This window comes from Mesorhizobium sp. B2-9-1 (assembly GCF_006439455.1).
Taxonomy (GTDB): Bacteria; Pseudomonadota; Alphaproteobacteria; order Rhizobiales; family Rhizobiaceae; genus Mesorhizobium.
In genome coordinates, this window is the sequence record NZ_VFTP01000001.1 from 492,929 (window position 1) to 511,262 (window position 18,334).

Here is an 18,334-nt window from a genome sequence, read left to right on the forward strand (position 1 = left end):
TACGACCTGACGCTCTGGCTCCGGACGCCGAGATTTGCCAAAGTGACCTACGCAGAGGACTCAAAGCTCATGACGAACGCCAAGCCGACCAGCACCGCAAAGCCAAAGCCGTGGACGGAAGTGGCGACACATCTGGTCGACGTCGCGGTGGGCCGGAAGCCGGCCGATCTGGTCATCCGCAACGGTCGCTGGGTGAACGTCCATTCGGGCGAGATCATCCCCGGCACCGATATCGCGATCGCAGCCGGCCGCTTCGCCTATTGCGGGCCGAACGCCGGCCATGCCATCGGGCAGGGGACGAAGGTGGTCGATGCCGGCGGGCGCTATTTGGTCCCCGGCCTTTGCGACGCGCATATGCATGTCGAGAGCGGCATGGTGACGGTGACGGAGTTCTGCCGCGCCGTCATCCCGCACGGCACGACCTCTATGTTCATCGATCCGCACGAGATCGCCAATGTGCTTGGACTGCCGGGTGTGCGCCTGATGCATGACGAGGCGGTCGCGATGCCGATCAACGTGCATGTGCAGATGCCGTCCTGCGTGCCCTCGGCGCCGGGGCTGGAGCATGCCGGCGCCGAATTGACGGTCGCCGACGTGGCCGAGGCCATGACCTGGGAAAACATCATCGGGCTTGGCGAGGTGATGAATTTCCCCGGCGTTGTTGCCAACGATCCGGTGATGTCGGGCGAGATCGCCGAGACGGTCAAGGCCGGCAAGACGGTCGGCGGGCATTATGCGTCGCCCGATCTCGGCCTGCCGTTCCACGGCTATGTCGCCGGCGGGGCGGAGGACGACCATGAAGGCACGCGCGCCGAGGATGCGGTCGCGCGCGTGCGCCAGGGCATGAAGGCAATGCTGAGGCTGGGCTCGGCCTGGTACGACGTCGCTTCGCAGATCAAGGCGGTGACCGAAGGTGGCATCGACCCGCGCAACTTCATCCTGTGCACCGATGACAGCCATTCCGGCACGCTTGTGCATGAAGGCCATATGGACCGGGTGGTGCGGCATGCCATTAGCCAGGGGCTGAAGCCGGTGACGGCGATCCAGATGGCGACGCTCAACACCGCGCAGCATTTCAGGCTGGAGCGCGAGATCGGCTCCATCGCGCCCGGACGGCTCGCCGATCTGCTGATCGTTTCGGACCTTGCCCGGATGACCATCGACGAGGTCTATGCCCGCGGCGTCCGGCTGGCGAAGGGCGGCAAGCTGGAGATCGACATTGCGGCCTACGACTATCCGCAATCCGCGAAGAACACGGTCAAGCTCGGCAAGAAGCTCGCGGCGAAGGATTTTGACATTTCCGCGCCGCAGGGCGCCAACGAGGTGCGGGCGCGGGTGATCGGCGTGATCGAGAACCAGGCGCCGACGCGGGCTTTGGAAGCCGACCTGCCGGTCGAGGACGGGCTGGTCGCCATGGATCGCCGCAACGACATCTGCCAGATCGCCCTGGTCGAGCGGCATCGCGGCACGGGCGGCGTCACCAACGCCTTCGTCTCCGGCTTCGGCTATGTAAAAGACTGCGCAATGGCGTCCAGCGTGGCGCATGACGCGCACCACATCATCGTCGTCGGCACCAACAAGGAGGATATGGCTTTGGCCGTCAACCGGCTGAGCGAGGTGGGCGGCGGCGTCGTGCTTTATTCCGAGGGCAAGGAACTGGCGCTGGTCGAGATGCCGATCGCCGGCCTGATGTCCGACGAACGCGCCGAGATCGTCGCGGCCAAGGCCGATCAACTGACCGAGGCGATGCGCAAGGTCGGCTGCTCGCTCAACAACGCCTATATGCAGCACTCGCTGCTGGCGCTGGTGGTCATTCCGGAACTCAGGATCTCGGACGTCGGCCTGGTCGACGTGACGACGTTCCAGAAGGTCGATCTTTTTATCTGAGCGTCAGCTATCCGCCGGTAGCGATGGTCAACACCCTGAACGGCGTGGTGATGACGACCTCGGCGACCGAGCCGACCGCCTTGCCGAGACCCTGGCCGATATTGTTGAGCTGCGTCGGGTCGGGCTCGTCCGAAGCAAGGCCGGCCGGTGTGCGCAGCCGGTTGCCCAGCAATTGCACCAGGATCGGATTGTCTGCGAATTTGGCATGGTTCAGGCCGCCGTCGCCACCCTTGGCGTGGGTCAGGTCGACCACCGTCACGCCGTAATCAGCGAGGTCGGCCGCGTTGCCGTAGTCGCCGACGCGCGGCTTGTCGCCGGAAATGAAGCTCGACAGCTTCAGCGCCCGGTCGTCGCCGGAAAGCAGGATGGCGAATGGTTTGTCCGGCTTGCCGTAGCGGATCATCTGCTTCTTGAAGACATCGACGTCGATGTCGGGCGAGGCGAGGATGACGTAACCGAGCTTGCCGCCGAGATCGCGGTCGCCAGTGATGGCGAGCTGGCGCAGCGCCTCCATCGTCAGCCAGGTGCCCATCGAATGGGCGATGATGTCGATGCTCTTGACGCGTGTCTTGGCAAGCATCCGCAGCGTCGCCTCGAGATCGTCGCGCGCGGCGGTCGAACTGTCCTTGTCGTAGATGTAGCCGGTCGCCTTGGCACTCGATGCCCATGAGAACAGCACCGGCGTTCCGGGATATTTGGTGTCATGCGCTATCTGGGTGATGCGGTAGACACCGTCGTCGAAACCGTTGTTGAAGCCGTGCACGAACACCAGGGCACGGTCGCCGCGCATGGAAATGTCGGCGCCGACCGCATTGGCGAATTGCCGCGCGTCGCCATAGTGGGCGACATCGGTGGCGGTGAACTGCTTGGCCGGATTGGAGTCTGCCGAACCCTTGGCGCGTTCGATCGCGCCGACCTGGTGGATCTTCGGCACGGTGACGTCGACGCGGGCATAGCTGGTGGTCAGCGAACGGTCGCCGTCGAAGACCTGGCGCGGATCCTTGGTCGCCTGCTGGCGGGTGGTGGCGACGAAGACCTCATGCGTGGCGGCAATGTCGGAGGCAGGCGCTGTAACCGTTTTGCGGTTGAGAAGATCATGCGTGGGACCGGCGCAGCCGGCGAGGGCGAGCGTGAAGGCAAGGCCGACAACGATCTTCACATGCACAGTCACCCGGGGTCCCCCAAGGCGGCAACGTCTCTTGCTACTGCGATAAAGCCAGAGAGCGGCCGGGTCCAGTTCAAAGTCCCTGCGGCGCGGAACCCGCACCGATACGGTTACTGCGCAGCCAGCTGACGGATGCGGTCCGTCACATCACGATCGCTGGCAAAGCCATCGTCCTCACGCAGCCGCTGTCCGATCATCTGCACCATCATCGGATTGTCGGCGAATTTGGTGTGGTTGAAACTGTCGACGCCCTTGATCTTGGAGAGGTCGACCACCGTGACGCCATAGGAGGCGAGATCTGCGGCATCACGATAGTCGCCGACGCGCGGCCGCGCGCCGGCGATCAGGCCGGAGAGCCGCAGCGCCCGGTCGTCGTCCGACAGGAGCAGGATGAAGGGCTTGTCCGGCTTGCCGTAGCGTCGCATCTGGCTCTTGAAGACATCGACATCGATGTCGGGCGAGGCGAGCACCACGTCGCCGAGCTTGCCGCCGAGATCGCGGTCGCCGGTGATGGCAAGCTGGCGCAGCGTTTCCATGGTCACCCAGGTTCCCATCGAATGGGCGACAATGTCGATGCGCCGGGCGCCGGTCTGCGCCAGCATCCGCAACGTTACCTCCAGCTGGTCGCGGGCGGCGGCGGCGCTTTCCTTGTCATAGACATAGTCGGTGGTCTTGGCGCCGGAGGCCCAGGAAAACAGCACCGGCGTGCCCGGATAGCCGGAATCATGGACGATCTGGGTCAGCCGGTAGACGGCGTCGTCGAAGCCGGTGTTGTAGCCGTGGACGAAAACCATGACGCGGCCGCCGCGGGCGTCGATGTCGGCGTTGAGGGCGCTGGCGAATTTCGGCTGCGTGTCGTAGCCGACGACTTCGGAGGCCATGAAATATTTCGTAGGGTCGTTCGACTTGCCGCGCGAACGGCGCTCGATCTGGCCGGTCTGGTGAATGGGGGGAACGGTAACGTTGACACGCGCATAGTTGAGCGTCGCCGAGCGTTCGCCGTCAAAAACCTTGTTCGGGTCGTCGGACCGCTTGCGGGTCGTGGCGATGAAGATCGAGTGGTTGCCGGCGATCTCGGTCGCCGTCGTCGGCACGACGACGCTGCCCAGGATTTCCTGCGTCTGGTGGCCCGCGCAGCCTGCTATCAGCAGGGCAAAGGCAATGATCAGAATTGTCTTCAACCGCACGTCGACACTTTCACTGGCAATTCCACTCCGGCCACGATTGGCCGTCCCACCTCCGCGGAAATCTCCCGGACAGCCGAAGTGCGGCTAAAGTAAGTCGTGTCCAGTGGAAATTGGCTCAGCGTCGGGCGACGGCCATTGCACTGTTGCGCGAAAGCCAAAACGGCGGCAGGAAGGTTGCCGGCACGGGATATGGCTGTCCTGGCGTACCGCCGAGACCAAATGAGGGACTTCTATTGAACAGCTTCTCTTCTCGCGTCGCCGCTGCCGCCGAGGCGATCCGCGAAATCTTTCCGGAAACGCCGCTGCAGGAGAACGATTACCTGTCCAAGAAGACAGGCGCGCGCATCCTTTTGAAGCGTGAGGACCTGACGCCGGTGCGCTCCTACAAGATCAGGGGCGCGTTCAACTTCTTCCGCAAGGCGCTCGCCGCCGGCAACAATGCCGAGCTGTTCGTCTGCGCCTCGGCAGGCAATCACGCCCAGGGCTTTGCCTTCGTCTGCCGCCATTTCGGCAAGAAGGGCGTCGTGTTCATGCCGGTGACGACGCCGCAGCAGAAGATCGACAAGACGCGGCTGTTCGGCGGCGATTTCGTCGAGATCAGGCTGGTCGGCGACTTCTTCGACGATTGCTACCGCGCCGCCTTCGAATTCACCGAGACCGCCGGCGCGCATATGGTGCCGCCCTTCGACCACAAGGACATTATCGAGGGCCAGGCGACGGTTGCCTACGAGATTGCGGCCCAGATGCCGGGCGGGCGCGTGCCCGACATCGTCATGCTGCCGGTGGGCGGCGGCGGTCTTGCCGCCGGTGTGACCCACTATTTCGCCGACCAGCATCGCGACCCGCGTTTCGTGTTCTGCGAGCCGGCGGGCGCGCCGAGCCTGCGCGAGAGCCTTGCCGGCGGCAAGCGGGTCAGGCTCGCCAAGGTCGATAATTTTGTCGACGGTGCCGCGGTGGCCGAGATCGGACGCGAGCCGTTGCGCCATCTCAAGGACTTCACCGCCGATTCCGTGCGGCTGGTTCCGGAGAACCGGCTCTGCGCCACCATGATCGAGATGCTCAATGTCGAGGGCGTCGTGCTGGAGCCGGCCGGCGCGCTGGCGATCGACGCGCTCAAGGATTTTTCGCGCAAGGAGATCAGGGGCAAGACCATCGTCGCCGTCGTCTCCGGCGGCAATTTCGACTTCGAGCGGCTGCCGGACGTGAAGGAGCGGGCGCTGCGCTTCGAGGGACTGAAGAAGTATTTCATCATCCGCTTCCCGCAACGGCCGGGCGCGCTGCGCGATTTCCTCGAGTTGCTCGGTCCCGACGACGACATCGCCCGGTTCGAGTATCTGAAAAAGTCGGCGCGCAACTTCGGCTCGGTGCTGATCGGCATCGAGACCAAGGACCGGCGCAATTTCGACCTGCTGAAAGCCAATTTCGACGCCGAAGGCGTGCAATATCAGGACATCACCGACAACGAGACGCTGGCGGGATTCATCATATGAAGGGCACGGTTTTCGTTGCGCTATTTTCCGGCATCAATGTCGGCGGCAACCGCATCGTCAAAATGGCGGAGCTCAAAGCCTTCTTCGAAAGTCTCGGCTTCAGCGATGTCGCGACCTATGTGCAGAGCGGCAATGTCGTGTTCCGGGCGAAGAAGGGGGACGCGGCGGCGCTGACCAGGGAGATCGAGGCTGCCTTCGAGAACAAGTGGGGTTTTCATTCGCGCATCATGGTGCGCGATGCCGGCTGGTTCGAGCGGCTGGTGAAGGACAACCCCTATCCCGAGGTCGCCGGCGAGCCGACCAAGCTGCACGCTTATGCGCTGGAACGAGAGCCGACCGCCGAGGAGACCAAGCGGCTCGCCGACAAGTGCACCGGCCCCGAGCGCTTCGAGGTCAAGGGCGACGTGCTTTACCTGCATGCGCCGAACGGTCTCGGCAAATCGGTCTTCGCCAATCTCATCCCGCGTACCTTGAAGGTGCCGGGCACGGCGCGCAACTGGCGCAGCGTGTTGGCGCTGCTCGACATGGCCGGCAAGGCCGGCGGCTGACTGTTCGAGGCACTTTTCCCGGAATTGCTCCGGCTCAGGCGGCCTTTTGCCAATCGAAGCTCAATTCCTCGCGAAAGGCGAAGCGCTTGATATGGTCGGCGACCACGCTCTCCAGCCGCTCCAGCGACGCTTCATCGTCGGCGGCCACAGCGATGTGCAGCGCCTGATCGTCGGCGTCCATCACGGTGCGGCCGATCGAGAGTTGGATAGCACCATGCCGCGGGTCGAACTCGACCGGGAATTTATGCGACCAGTGCTTGCAGAGCTGCTGCAGGTAGCGGCTGGCATGTTCGGTGGCGACATCGGCGCGGCTGGTCAGCATGAGATTCTCCTGGCGGATGAAGAAACGCCAGCCTGGACGAGGCTGGCGCCAATTGCGGATAGATAGGCAGCGCCGGGCGAAACGCCAGAGCATTTCACCGTTTCGCCGAAACGGCTAACCGCTCTATCTCTTCGTTTTGACGCAATTCCGAACGGAAAACCGCCCACACTTTTGCTGGAATTGCTCTGGCTGCGGCCGGCCAAATCGGCGTGGTATCGCCGGATTTACCAGGCCCCTGTGTTCGGCATCGAGACCCATGGTTCGGCCTTCGCCTTGGCCGGGCCTTTCTGCAGCAGCTCGATCGAGATGCCGTCCGGCGAGCGGACAAAAGCCATGTTGCCGTCGCGCGGCGGACGATTGATGGTCACGCCATTGTCCATCAGCTTCTGGCAGGTTGCGTAGATGTCGTCGACCTCATAGGCGAGGTGGCCGAAATTGCGGCCGCCCTTATAGTCCTCCGGATCCCAATTGTAGGTCAATTCGACCAGCGGCGCCTTTTCATGGATGCCGCTCTGCTCGTCTTCCGGCGCGGCGAGGAAGATGAGCGTGTAGCGGCCCTGCTCGCTCTCGTAGCGGCGCACCTCCTTGAGGCCGAGCTTGTTGCAGTAGAAATCGAGCGACTGGTCGATATCGGCGACGCGGACCATTGTGTGCAGATAGCGCATGGCGGCTTCCTCAAAGTGTTGGGGTTGCGGGCACCATAGGAGCCGTCCGGTGAAAGGGCAATCGTCCGACAATAGCGGCGGCGCGGTCGATTTCAGGCCTTGCGATTCCGGCTTCCGGAAGCGCCGGCAAAGGACATTTCAGCCTTTCCGGTGCTGAACGGTGAAAAAAGGCACGTCAGCCCTTGCACACCCCGGAAGCCGCAGTGTTAATCTCTTGGCAAGAATCAGTTGCGGTTCAGTTGAAAAAGGGGGGCATTCTTATGGGGGAAAAAGCCTCTTTCACGAGGCGGGACGGAAGCCTTGACGACGCCTTGCAGCGGGACAATGGCGGCGACTCCGCCGAGCTTGTCGAAATCGCCGGCGCTATCAAATGGTTCGACGTGGCTAAGGGCTACGGCTTCATTCTTCCGGACGACGGCGTCTCGGGTGATATTCTCCTCCATGTGACATGTCTTCGAAGGGACGGTTTCCAGACGGCGCTCGAGGGCGCCCGGGTCGTCTGCCTGGTGAAACAGGGCGAGCGCGGCTTGCAGGCTTTCCGCGTCCTTTCCATGGACGCCTCGACGGCCGTCCACCCTGCAGAGCAGGAACAGCGCACCCACGTCACGGTCAATCCGGAGAGCGGCCTCGAGCGAGCCTTGGTCAAGTGGTTCAACCGCACCAAGGGTTTCGGCTTCCTGACGCGGGGCGAGGGGACGGAAGACATCTTCGTCCACATGGAGACGCTGCGGCGCTACGGCATAACCGAGCTCCGGCCCGGCCAAGTCGTGCTAGTTCGCTTCGGACGCGGCGACAAAGGCCTTATGGCCGCCGAAATCCACCCCGATATGGGTACCTTGTCGGTCTCGCACTGAGGGCTTCTCGACGCAGTCGAAAAGTCCCTTTGCCGCGGCGCGACCATCTTGTCCGAAAACCGGTTCCACTTGTCCGAATCATGGTTTAGGACGAGCGTCTGGAAGAGGTACGCATGGTTCATCGCAATTGGCTGACTGCGGGCATATTCTGCGCCGCGATCGTTTTCGCCGCCTGTTTCATCGCTGCGAAGCCAAGTTCGGCGGATGCGATGCTGCTGCCGATCGACCGGACGCCGCTTGTGGTGTCGACCGGCTCCGGCGAGCGTTCCTTCTCGATCGAGATCGCCGATACCTCCGCCGAACGGGAGGCGGGATTGATGTTTCGCCGGACCATGGCAGACGATCACGGCATGTTGTTCGTCTTTGAAAGAACGGACGAGGTGGACTTCTGGATGAAGAACACGCCGATGGCGCTCGACCTCATCTTCATCGGTGAGGATGGCAGGATCAAAGCCATCAAGCGCGGCGAGCCCGAATCCGAAGCGATCATCTCGCCGGGACAGCCCGTGCGCTTCGTGCTTGAACTCAAGGCCGGCACAGCCGCCAGGGACGGCATCAAGGAAGGCGATCTGTTGCGCCACCCGGCTATCGCCTCCAGTTCCAACTGAGAAGCAGTTCCGCCGATGCAGTTCTTTTCCCATGACGGTTTCGAACTTGCCTATCTCGATCGCCAACCGGCCTCGGGGCAGGGCAACCCGGTGCTGATGATCCACGGCTTTGCCTCCAGCCACTACGTCAACTGGGTCTCGCCGGGCTGGTTCAAGACGCTGAACGACGCCGGCTACCGGGCGATTGCCTTCGACCATCGCGGCCATGGCTCGTCGTCGAAGAGCTATGACGAGGCCGATTACACGCCGGCCAAGATGGCGTCCGATGCGGCCGCGCTACTTGATAATCTCGGCATCGAGCGCGCGCATGTCATGGGTTATTCAATGGGCGCGCGCGTCTCGGCTTTCCTGGCGCTCTCCGATCCGCAAAAGGTGGCGACGCTGGTGTTCGGCGGCCTCGGCATCGGCATGGTCGACGGGGTCGGCGACTGGGACCCGATCGCTGCAGCCCTGCTGACGGAGGATCCCGCCGCCACCACGCATCCGCGCGGCCGCTCCTTTCGCGCTTTCGCAGATCAGACGCGCAGCGACCGTCGTGCGCTTGCGGCTTGCATCGCAAAGTCGCGCGAGTTGCTGAGCGAGGATGACATGGCCCGCATCGCCCAGCCGACGCTGATTGCCGTCGGCACGAAGGACGACATCGGCGGTTCGCCGGACGAGCTTGCGGCGCTGATGCCGAATGCCAGTGCCTTTCATATCGAGGGCCGCGACCACATGCTCGCCGTCGGCGACAAGAGCTTCAAGCAACGCGTGCTCGAGTTCTACGCCGAGAACCCGCTCTAAGCGCGCGGCGCTGCTGGGCTGACAATGGTCGATCTGCTGGTCACCTATATGGAGATGCTGGCGCCGCCTCAGGGCGTGCCGCTTGCGTCACCGTCGCCCGTCGCGGTCGTGGCGCGCGAAAGGCCCGATCTTTCGGGCTATCTCGATCTCTATCGTGCCGTCGGCGGACCGGTGCAATGGGACCAGCGACTGCGCATGTCAGAGGCGGACCTCGAAAAGCTGCTCGCCGATGACGCCACGCACATCCATGTGCTGCGTGTCGCCGGCGAGGCCGCCGGCTTCTGCGAGTTCAACAATGTCGGCGAAGAGGCTGTCGAGCTCGTTCACTTCGGACTGGTCCCGGCTTTTCAAGGAAAGCGGCTGGGGCCGTTCCTGCTCGACCAGGCGTTACGCGCGGCGTGGTCGCATCGGCCGCGAAGGCTTTGGCTCCACACCGACACTTATGACCATCCGGCCGCCCAGTCGGTCTATGGAGGCGCGGGATTCAAGCCTTATGCGCAACGGATGGAGACTTTTCCGGATTAGGCTTTTCAGCCCTCCAACGCTGCGAGCGAGCGCTGGAGGTTCGTCCTTGCCCGGGTCTCGAAACGCTGCCGGAATCCGGATGTGTAGAAAATATGCGGACGGGCGAGGAAACTCTTCAGGACCGCCGCGCGGCCGGCGCGCCACATCGGCTCCTCCACCCAGCCATATTCCAGCCGGACCGCCTTCTCATAAGCATCGAAGACCGCGGGTTCGGCGCCGAGGATCGCCAGATCCATGTCGAGCAAAAGCGCCGCATCGTTGAGCGCATTCTCGTCGCGTAAAGGCGGCAATTGATGGGTGGCGGTGGCGTTGATCATCGCCGCTATGCGGGCGAGGCGAGGCGGATCGACGCGCCCAGCGAGCTTTTTCTCGGCCAGGTCTGCGCTTTTTGCCTCATTGTCCTTGGCGCGGCTGTCATAGATCGCGTCATGAAACCAGATCGCCGCTTCGACAGCCTCGGGGTCATGCAGAAGCCGTCGGTATTCGGCCGCCAGCGCCAGCATAGCCTCGATGTGGGCCAAGCCATGGTAGTGGCGATCGGCAGCCCGGTAGAGCGCCGCAAGCTCGCTTTTCAGCGCGTCGTCGATCAAGGGTTCGTTTTCCATCGTCGCTTGAATTTGCGTGAACCAGGTCCATTTGACAAAGCACTAAGGAAAATTGAGTTCAACCGTGCTATGATCTGGCCTATATGTGCCGCCGGAGAATGAGCAAGGCCGGAGAGCGTCGATGAACAGCGTTACGATTGCCCGCCCCAGCAGGGTGCAGCCGGTCGATCCGATCTGGCGGTCGATCCGCGACGAAGCGATGGAGGCGGTGAACCGCGATCCATTGCTAGCTGCGTTCCTCTATTCGACGATCCTCAACCAGGAGAGCCTGGAAGAAGCGGTGATCCACCGGCTTGCCGAGCGCCTCGACCACCAGGATATCGGCTCCGATCTCATCCGCCAGACCTTCAAAGCCATGCTGGACGACGATCCCGACTGGAGCACGACGGTGCGGGTCGACATCCAGGCCTATTACGACCGAGACCCGGCCTGCGACCGTTTCATCATGCCGGTGCTCTATTTCAAGGGTTTTCACGCCATCCAGACGCATCGTCTGGCGCACTGGCTGTGGAACCATGGCCGCCGGGACTTCGCGCTCTACCTGCAGAGCAGGTCGTCATCGGTGTTCCAGACCGATATTAACCCGGCCGCTCGCATCGGCAAGGGTATCTTTATCGATCACGCCACCGGGCTGGTCGTCGGCGAGACGGCGGTCATCGAGGATGACGTGTCGATCTTGCACGGCGTGACGCTGGGCGGCACCGGCAAGGCCAATGGCGACCGTCATCCGAAGATCCGCCGTGGCGTGCTGATCGGCGCCGGCGCCAAGATTCTCGGCAATATCGAGGTCGGTCATTGCTCGAAGATTGCCGCCGGTTCGGTGGTGCTGTCGCCCGTGCCGCACAACAAGACGGTCGCCGGCGTGCCGGCGCGGGTCGTGGGGGAAACCGGCTGCGACCAGCCTTCGCGGCAGATGGACCAGCTCCTGCCGTCGCAGAGCATGGACCACGTGGTCAGCTTCGACATCTGAGACTATCAGCCCGCCTGGTGACCGGAATCCGGCCACGGTTTTCAGGTGCCGGTTGTCACGTGTTATCCTGTCAGCTTGCCTTTACATCGCCATCGTCGGCGTGTCAGAAGCGCGTTCCCATGAATTAAGCCGACATTTCGGAGAAGTCTTTTGAAGCCTGACGAAATCAGAAAGCTGGACGCCTATTTCAAGCGCGTCTTCCAAAATCCCAAGCTGCAGGTGAAGGCGCGTCCGCGCAAGGAAGACTCGGCCGAAGTCTATGTCGGCGACGAATTCCTCGGCATCGTCTTCAAGGACGAGGACGACGGCGACTACAATTTCTCGATGGCGATCCTCGACATCGACCTCGCCTAACTAAGCCGGCGACAGCTCCGGCCGGCCGGGCGACACCGTCGCCCGGCCGGCTGCAATCCTCAGGCGAAGTACCGCCTAATCCTGGCAGTGCCGCGGAATGTGCACGCGCCGCCAACTGGTCGAACCTTCCCGCACCGCCACTCTACGCGCTACCGTCCCGTAAGACGGCGGGATTTCCCGGATGCGGACCTGTTGCGGCCGCACCAGCACTTCATGGGCAACCGCTTCAAATTCCGCCGGCTGAACCACGCGCCGGACGCGCTCCGGCTGGACCACGACCGTTTCGGCGACACGGGCATAGCGAGCCTTGCGCCATACTTTGCACAGCACCTTGCGGCCATGGATGACGCGCCACTCCCAGGCATAGCCGGCATCGTCGACCTTGACCGTGTGGTAGACCGTGCGCGTCACCGCAGGCACCCTCTCATAGGTGACGCGCGACGGCGCGATCTGCTCCAGGCCCTGGTAGGTGCCGTAAATCGGCGCGTCGTAGTCGACCACCTGTCCGCCGGGGCTCAGCATCACGTCCTCGTAGACGGTATCGTAAAGCGCCGCCCTGTGGACCGGCTCGTAGCATTCGAGCGCGCGGCTGCCTGCGGCGGTTTCACAGACGCTGGCAAGCATCGCGACTGCCGCCAGCGATGCGGAGCTTTTGCGGATCATGACATTCCCCCGTTGAAAAGGACGCCTTCACAACGCAGGACTGTAACGGAAGCTCCTGGGGCGGACAGCGATTTCAAGGCTTTTCGTTAAGCGTCGCGGTTAAGGAATTGCTACCTTGCGAGCGGCTTACGGGGCCAGCCGAGACCGGGCCTGTCCCATTAGGCCAGGGCGCCCGTGCTCCGCGGGCTTGCCGCGCTTGATTCGACTTAACCAGGTGGCTAGGAGAGGCGGCCTTGCGCTAGGGTGAGCCGGCATCCTATTTAGGTCGTAACCAATCCAGAACGATTCCGCGCGATTGCTGATATACCAAGGTGCCGGAATCCATCTCCAACAAGGGTAGTCCATGAAGAACCCCGTTGAAACCTACATGAACCTCGTTCCGATGGTGGTCGAGCAGACCAACCGCGGCGAGCGTGCCTATGACATTTTCTCGCGCCTCTTGAAGGAACGCATCATCTTCATCACCGGTCCGGTCGAGGACGGGATGGCGACGCTGGTTTGTGCACAGCTTTTGTTCCTCGAGGCGGAGAACCCCAAGAAGGAAATCAACCTCTATATCAATTCGCCGGGCGGCGTCGTCACCTCGGGCATGGCGATCTACGACACGATGCAGTTCATCAAGCCGGCGGTGTCGACGCTCTGCATCGGCCAGGCTGCCTCGATGGGTTCGCTGCTTCTGACCGCCGGCCACAAGGACATGCGTTTTGCCACGCCGAACGCCCGCATCATGGTCCATCAGCCGTCCGGCGGCTTCCAGGGCCAGGCTTCGGACATCGAACGTCATGCGCAAGACATCATCAAGCTGAAGCGCCGCTTGAACGAGGTCTATGTCAAGCATACCGGCAAGAGCTATGACGAGATCGAGAAGACGCTCGACCGCGACCATTTCATGACCGCGGATGAGGCCAGGGACTTCGGTCTGATCGACAAGGTCATTTCCAGCCGCGAGGCGGTCGAGACAGCCACCGCTTCAGCCTGACCTCGACGGCAAATGGCAGCATAACGCGGTTTTGGCGCGTCTTGCGGCATTTCGGCCACATTTGGCTGTTCCCTCAGGCGTTGGGATTGCCTACGTTAAGGCTATGTTGATTTTCGACGGCTTAGCTTTGCGTGGGGTTGCTGCGAATCATTGCCGCGTTTTCTGATTTGTGTTTCGTACGGAATGCGCTGTGTGAGCCGGGACACTGGCGGTGGCGGATTCCCGCGATAGATTGGTGAAGACGTCACTCAAAGCCAGACGGTCGGCGGGCGTCGGTGAAAGGACAGAAAAATGAGCAAGGTCAGCAACGGCGGCGGTGATTCAAAGAACACCCTCTACTGCTCGTTTTGCGGCAAGAGCCAGCACGAGGTCCGCAAGCTGATCGCGGGGCCGACGGTCTTCATCTGCGACGAATGCGTCGAGCTGTGCATGGACATCATCCGCGAGGAGAACAAGACCTCGATGGTGAAGTCGCGCGAAGGCGTGCCGACACCGCAGGAGATCCTCAAGGTCCTCGACGACTATGTCATCGGCCAGCCCTATGCCAAGCGCGTGCTGTCGGTGGCGGTTCACAACCACTACAAGCGCCTGGCGCATGCCGGCAAGAACAACGACGTCGAGCTGGCCAAGTCGAACATCCTTCTGATCGGCCCGACCGGCTGCGGCAAGACGCTTCTTGCGCAGACGCTGGCCCGCATCATCGACGTGCCGTTCACCATGGCCGACGCCACGACGCTGACCGAGGCCGGCTACGTCGGCGAGGACGTCGAGAACATCATCCTGAAGCTGTTGCAGTCGGCCGACTACAATGTCGAGCGGGCGCAGCGCGGCATCGTCTATATCGACGAAATCGACAAGATCTCGCGCAAGTCGGACAATCCCTCGATCACCCGCGACGTGTCGGGCGAGGGCGTGCAGCAGGCGCTCCTGAAGATCATGGAAGGCACCGTCGCCTCCGTGCCGCCGCAGGGCGGCCGCAAGCATCCGCAGCAGGAATTCCTGCAGGTCGACACCGCCAACATCCTGTTCATCTGCGGCGGCGCCTTCGCGGGGTTGGACAAGATCATCTCGGATCGCGGCCGCAAGACCTCGATCGGCTTCGGCGCCACCGTGGCTTCGCCCGAGGATCGGCGCACGGGCGACCTGTTCCGCCAGGTCGAGCCGGAGGATCTCCTGAAATTCGGCCTGATCCCGGAATTCGTCGGCCGTCTGCCGGTCCTGGCGACGCTGGAAGACCTCGACGAGCCGGCGCTGATCCAGATCCTGACCGAACCGAAGAACGCGCTGGTCAAGCAATATCAGCGGCTGTTCGAGATGGAGAATGTCGACCTGACGTTCCACGAGAACGCGCTGTCGGCGATCGCCAAGCGCGCCATCGAGCGCAAGACAGGCGCGCGCGGCCTGCGCTCCATCATGGAAGCGATCCTGCTCGACACCATGTTCGAGCTGCCGGCGCTGGAAGGCGTGCGCGAGGTGGTGATTTCGGAAGAAGTGGTGTCCGGCAACGCCCGGCCGCTCTACATCTACTCCGAGCAGAAGGAAAAGAAGGGCAATGTCAGCGCCTGAAATGGCACTGCGCCCGACAATTTTCATGGAACGGCGCCCGCGTGGCGCCGTTTTGCTGTCAAGGGCGGGGAGGCGGGCAGTGGAAGGGCTCGAACGACCGTGTTAACCCTTGATCTTTGCCTCGGTTACATCCACCTAACAGCAGAAGGCCGAGGCGCCGAATTCTGTGCTGTAAAATTCCCGTCACAAACGGTGGTAGGCGGAACGACGCTCGGTCGTTAATATGAGATTCGCGGTTGGCTAAATAAGCGGCCGCGACATGAAAGGTTGGACAATGGCCAAGATATCCAAGGCTTCCGGCGACGGCGTTTTCGCAGTCCTCCCACTGCGCGATATCGTCGTGTTCCCGCATATGATCGTTCCGCTCTTCGTGGGCCGTGAAAAGTCGATCAAGGCGCTGGAAGAGGTGATGGGTCAGGAAAAACAGATCCTGCTTGCCACCCAGATGAATGCAGCCGACGACGATCCTGAGCCCGGTGCGATTTTCGACATCGGCACGCTCGCCAATGTGCTGCAGCTTTTGAAGCTTCCCGACGGCACCGTGAAGGTGCTGGTCGAGGGCGCCTCGCGCGCCAAGATCGTCTCGTTCACCGACCGTGCCGATTTCCATGAGGCCCGCGCCACGGCGCTCGCCGAGCCGGAAGAGGAAGAGGTCGAAATCGAGGCGCTTGCCCGCTCGGTCGTCACCGACTTCGAGAATTACGTCAAGCTGAACAAGAAGATCTCGCCCGAAGTGGTGGGTGCCGCCAGCCAGATCGACGACTATTCCAAGCTCGCCGATACGGTTGCATCGCATCTCGCCATCAAGATCCCCGAGAAGCAGGAGATGCTTGCGACGCTTTCCGTCAAGGAGCGTCTGGAGAAGGCGATGGGCTTCATGGAAGCCGAAATCTCCGTGCTCCAGGTGGAAAAGCGCATCCGTTCGCGCGTCAAGCGCCAGATGGAGAAGACGCAGCGCGAGTACTACCTCAACGAGCAGATGAAGGCGATCCAGAAGGAGCTCGGCGAGGGCGAGGACGGCCGCGACGAGGCCGCCGAGATCGAGGCGCGCATCAAGAAGACCAAGCTCTCCAAGGAGGCCCGCGAAAAGGCGGAGGCCGAGTTGAAGAAGCTGCGCTCGATGTCGCCGATGTCGGCTGAATCGACGGTCGTGCGCAACTATCTCGATTGGCTCTTGTCGATCCCGTGGGGCAAGAACTCCAAGGTCAAGCAGGACCTCGCCTTTGCGCAGGACGTGCTCGATGCCGATCACTTCGGCCTCGACAAGGTCAAGGAACGCATCGTCGAGTATCTCGCCGTGCAGAGCCGCCAGAAGAAGCTGAAAGGGCCGATCCTGTGCCTCGTCGGCCCGCCCGGCGTCGGCAAGACCTCGCTCGGCAAGTCGATCGCCAAGGCCACCGGCCGCGAGTTCATCCGCATGGCGCTCGGCGGCGTGCGCGACGAGGCCGAGATCCGTGGCCACAGGCGGACCTATATCGGCTCGATGCCCGGCAAGGTCATCCAGTCGATGAAGAAGGCCAAGAAGTCCAACCCGCTCTTCCTGCTCGACGAGATCGACAAGATGGGCCAGGACTTCCGCGGCGATCCGTCCTCGGCACTGCTCGAAGTGCTCGATCCGGAACAGAACTCGACGTTCATGGATCATTACCTCGAGGTCGAATACGACCTGTCGAGCGTGATGTTCGTGACGACGGCGAACACGCTGAACATCCCTGCGCCTCTGATGGACCGTATGGAGATCATCCGTATCGCCGGTTACACCGAGGACGAGAAGATCGAGATCGCCAAGCGTCACCTGATGCCCAAGGTGATCCGCGACCATGCCCTGCAGCCGAACGAATTCTCGGTCGGCGAGGACGCGATCCGCGGCATCATCCAGACCTACACGCGGGAAGCCGGCGTGCGCAGCCTGGAGCGCGAGCTGATGAAGCTCGGCCGTAAGGCGGTGACCGAGATCCTGCGGACCAAGAAGAAGACGGTGAAGATCACGGCGGACAACCTCGCCGATTATCTCGGCGTGCCGCGCTTCCGCTTCGGCCAGATTGAGGCTGACGATCAGGTCGGCGTGGTCACGGGTCTTGCCTGGACGGAAGTCGGCGGCGAGCTGCTGACGGTCGAAGGCGTCATGATGCCCGGCAAGGGTCGCATGACGGTGACCGGCAATTTGCGCGACGTGATGAAGGAATCGATCTCGGCGGCGGCGTCCTACGTTCGCTCGCGCGCCATCGATTTCGGCATCGAGCCGCCGCTGTTCGACAAGCGCGACATCCACGTGCATTTGCCGGAGGGTGCCACGCCGAAGGACGGCCCGTCCGCCGGTGCGGCCATGGCCACGGCCATCGTGTCGGTGCTGACGGGTATTCCGGTCCGCGCCGATGTGGCGATGACCGGCGAGATCACGCTGCGCGGCCGTATTCTGCCGATTGGCGGCCTGAAGGAGAAGCTGCTCGCGGCGTTGCGCGGCGGCATCAAGAAGGTCCTGATCCCGGAAGAAAACGTCAAGGATTTGGCGGAGATTCCGGACAATGTGAAGAACGGCATGGAGATCGTCCCGGTCTCGCGGGTCGGCGAGGTGCTCGCGCACGCGCTGACCAGGATGCCGGAGCCGATCGAGTGGGTCGAGCCGGTCAATGCGCCGGCTCCGGTCGACAGCGGCGACGAAGCCGGAAAGTCGCTTGCTCATTAGTTCTTGCTAATATTGCAGCGCACAAAGAGAGAGCCGGGCTTCAAGCCCGGCTTTTTCATGTGAAAAGCCACGAAAAAGTGGAAAAAAGCCCGGAATTCCGCGGTTTTCGGGCTTGGGTTCCGGAGCGCTTCTTTCTAAAGTCCGTTTCCTGCCGGATGAGTCGTGGTTCCGGTTTTCTCATGGAAGGGAATTTTTATGAACAAGAACGAACTGGTGTCCGCCGTCGCCGACTCCGCAAGCATTTCGAAGGCTGATGCGCAGTCCGCCGTCGACGCGGTGTTCTCCGTGATCACTGGCGAACTGAAGAAGGGCGGCGATGTCCGGCTTGTCGGCTTCGGAAATTTCACCGTGTCAAAACGCGCTGCTTCGACCGGCCGCAACCCGCAGACCGGCGCGGAAGTGCAGATTCCGGCGCGCACCGTGCCGAAGTTCTCGGCCGGCAAGGGCCTCAAGGACGCGGTCAACTAAGATCTTTTC

General features: G+C 62.5%; 19 protein-coding genes. 13 read left to right on the forward strand and 6 right to left on the reverse strand.

The annotated features are described in order from the left end of the window. Window positions 1-69: 69 nt before the first annotated feature. Complete coding sequence (gene ade, locus FJW05_RS02415; RefSeq protein ID WP_140627481.1) at window positions 70-1,887, forward strand: adenine deaminase; 1,818 nt, start codon at window positions 70-72, stop codon at window positions 1,885-1,887. Between the two features lie 7 nt (window positions 1,888-1,894). Here the strand turns inward: ade and FJW05_RS02420 are convergent, their stop codons facing one another. Next, a complete protein-coding gene (locus FJW05_RS02420; RefSeq protein WP_140627483.1) occupies window positions 1,895-3,058 on the reverse strand; it encodes an alpha/beta hydrolase in 1,164 nt (387 codons plus the stop codon). Between the two features lie 104 nt (window positions 3,059-3,162). Continuing rightward, entirely contained in the window at window positions 3,163-4,239 is a 1,077-nt protein-coding gene (locus tag FJW05_RS02425) for an alpha/beta hydrolase (RefSeq protein WP_140627485.1), read from the reverse strand. Window positions 4,240-4,472: 233 nt separating this feature from the next. On the opposite strand from FJW05_RS02425, the gene ilvA reads away from it, so the two are divergent. Beyond that, window positions 4,473-5,729, forward strand: coding sequence for a threonine ammonia-lyase IlvA (gene ilvA / locus FJW05_RS02430; RefSeq protein ID WP_140627487.1), 1,257 nt, complete (start codon window positions 4,473-4,475; stop codon window positions 5,727-5,729). Next, window positions 5,726-6,277, forward strand: a complete 552-nt coding sequence (locus tag FJW05_RS02435; protein ID WP_140627489.1) for a DUF1697 domain-containing protein — start codon at window positions 5,726-5,728, stop codon at window positions 6,275-6,277. The genes ilvA and FJW05_RS02435 overlap by 4 nt, the downstream gene beginning before the upstream one ends. A gap of 34 nt (window positions 6,278-6,311) precedes the next feature. Here the strand turns inward: FJW05_RS02435 and FJW05_RS02440 are convergent, their stop codons facing one another. Further along, window positions 6,312-6,599, reverse strand: coding sequence for a DUF2218 domain-containing protein (locus FJW05_RS02440; protein WP_140546663.1), 288 nt, complete (start codon window positions 6,597-6,599; stop codon window positions 6,312-6,314). A gap of 224 nt (window positions 6,600-6,823) precedes the next feature. Next, window positions 6,824-7,264 carry a lactoylglutathione lyase gene (gloA, locus tag FJW05_RS02445; protein ID WP_140627491.1) on the reverse strand — a complete coding sequence of 147 codons (441 nt, stop codon included), beginning with the start codon at window positions 7,262-7,264 and terminating at the stop codon, window positions 6,824-6,826. 260 nt (window positions 7,265-7,524) lie between these two features. Between gloA and FJW05_RS02450 the strand changes: the two genes are divergently transcribed. From FJW05_RS02450 to FJW05_RS02465, 4 genes are all read left to right on the forward strand, one after another. After that, window positions 7,525-8,118 (forward strand): cold-shock protein, encoded by a 594-nt coding sequence (locus FJW05_RS02450; protein ID WP_095765583.1) that lies wholly within the window; start codon window positions 7,525-7,527, stop codon window positions 8,116-8,118. Window positions 8,119-8,231: 113 nt separating this feature from the next. Continuing rightward, window positions 8,232-8,726: a DUF192 domain-containing protein gene (locus FJW05_RS02455; RefSeq protein ID WP_140546665.1), complete on the forward strand. Its 495-nt coding sequence runs from the start codon at window positions 8,232-8,234 to the stop codon at window positions 8,724-8,726. A gap of 15 nt (window positions 8,727-8,741) precedes the next feature. Next, window positions 8,742-9,509 carry an alpha/beta hydrolase gene (locus tag FJW05_RS02460; RefSeq protein WP_140627493.1) on the forward strand — a complete coding sequence of 256 codons (768 nt, stop codon included), beginning with the start codon at window positions 8,742-8,744 and terminating at the stop codon, window positions 9,507-9,509. Window positions 9,510-9,533: 24 nt separating this feature from the next. Continuing rightward, window positions 9,534-10,034, forward strand: a complete 501-nt coding sequence (locus tag FJW05_RS02465; protein WP_140546667.1) for a GNAT family N-acetyltransferase — start codon at window positions 9,534-9,536, stop codon at window positions 10,032-10,034. Between the two features lie 5 nt (window positions 10,035-10,039). Here FJW05_RS02465 and FJW05_RS02470 read toward each other — a convergent pair whose 3' ends face one another. Continuing rightward, a complete protein-coding gene (locus tag FJW05_RS02470) occupies window positions 10,040-10,639 on the reverse strand; it encodes a hypothetical protein (RefSeq protein ID WP_140627495.1) in 600 nt (199 codons plus the stop codon). Window positions 10,640-10,760: 121 nt separating this feature from the next. On the opposite strand from FJW05_RS02470, the gene cysE reads away from it, so the two are divergent. Beyond that, window positions 10,761-11,609: a serine O-acetyltransferase gene (gene cysE / locus FJW05_RS02475; protein ID WP_140546669.1), complete on the forward strand. Its 849-nt coding sequence runs from the start codon at window positions 10,761-10,763 to the stop codon at window positions 11,607-11,609. 150 nt (window positions 11,610-11,759) lie between these two features. Further along, window positions 11,760-11,963 carry a DUF3126 family protein gene (locus tag FJW05_RS02480; RefSeq protein WP_027166457.1) on the forward strand — a complete coding sequence of 68 codons (204 nt, stop codon included), beginning with the start codon at window positions 11,760-11,762 and terminating at the stop codon, window positions 11,961-11,963. A 75-nt stretch (window positions 11,964-12,038) separates the two neighbouring features. On the opposite strand, the gene FJW05_RS02485 is transcribed toward FJW05_RS02480, so the two are convergent. Then, the gene (locus FJW05_RS02485) at window positions 12,039-12,626 is read right to left on the reverse strand and encodes a hypothetical protein (RefSeq protein WP_140627497.1); all 588 of its coding nucleotides are present in this window, start codon (window positions 12,624-12,626) and stop codon (window positions 12,039-12,041) included. 343 nt (window positions 12,627-12,969) lie between these two features. Between FJW05_RS02485 and FJW05_RS02490 the strand changes: the two genes are divergently transcribed. The 4 genes from FJW05_RS02490 (at window position 12,970) to hupB (ending at window position 18,325) form a co-directional block, all read left to right on the forward strand. After that, on the forward strand, window positions 12,970-13,605 hold the full coding sequence (locus FJW05_RS02490; protein WP_095765152.1) for an ATP-dependent Clp protease proteolytic subunit: 636 nt from the start codon (window positions 12,970-12,972) through the stop codon (window positions 13,603-13,605). Window positions 13,606-13,896: 291 nt separating this feature from the next. Beyond that, window positions 13,897-15,171 carry an ATP-dependent Clp protease ATP-binding subunit ClpX gene (clpX, locus tag FJW05_RS02495; RefSeq protein WP_040981372.1) on the forward strand — a complete coding sequence of 425 codons (1,275 nt, stop codon included), beginning with the start codon at window positions 13,897-13,899 and terminating at the stop codon, window positions 15,169-15,171. 274 nt (window positions 15,172-15,445) lie between these two features. Then, complete coding sequence (gene lon / locus FJW05_RS02500; protein WP_140542609.1) at window positions 15,446-17,857, forward strand: endopeptidase La; 2,412 nt, start codon at window positions 15,446-15,448, stop codon at window positions 17,855-17,857. Between the two features lie 195 nt (window positions 17,858-18,052). Next, on the forward strand, window positions 18,053-18,325 hold the full coding sequence (gene hupB, locus FJW05_RS02505) for a DNA-binding protein HupB (protein WP_140532907.1): 273 nt from the start codon (window positions 18,053-18,055) through the stop codon (window positions 18,323-18,325). Window positions 18,326-18,334: the final 9 nt, after the last annotated feature.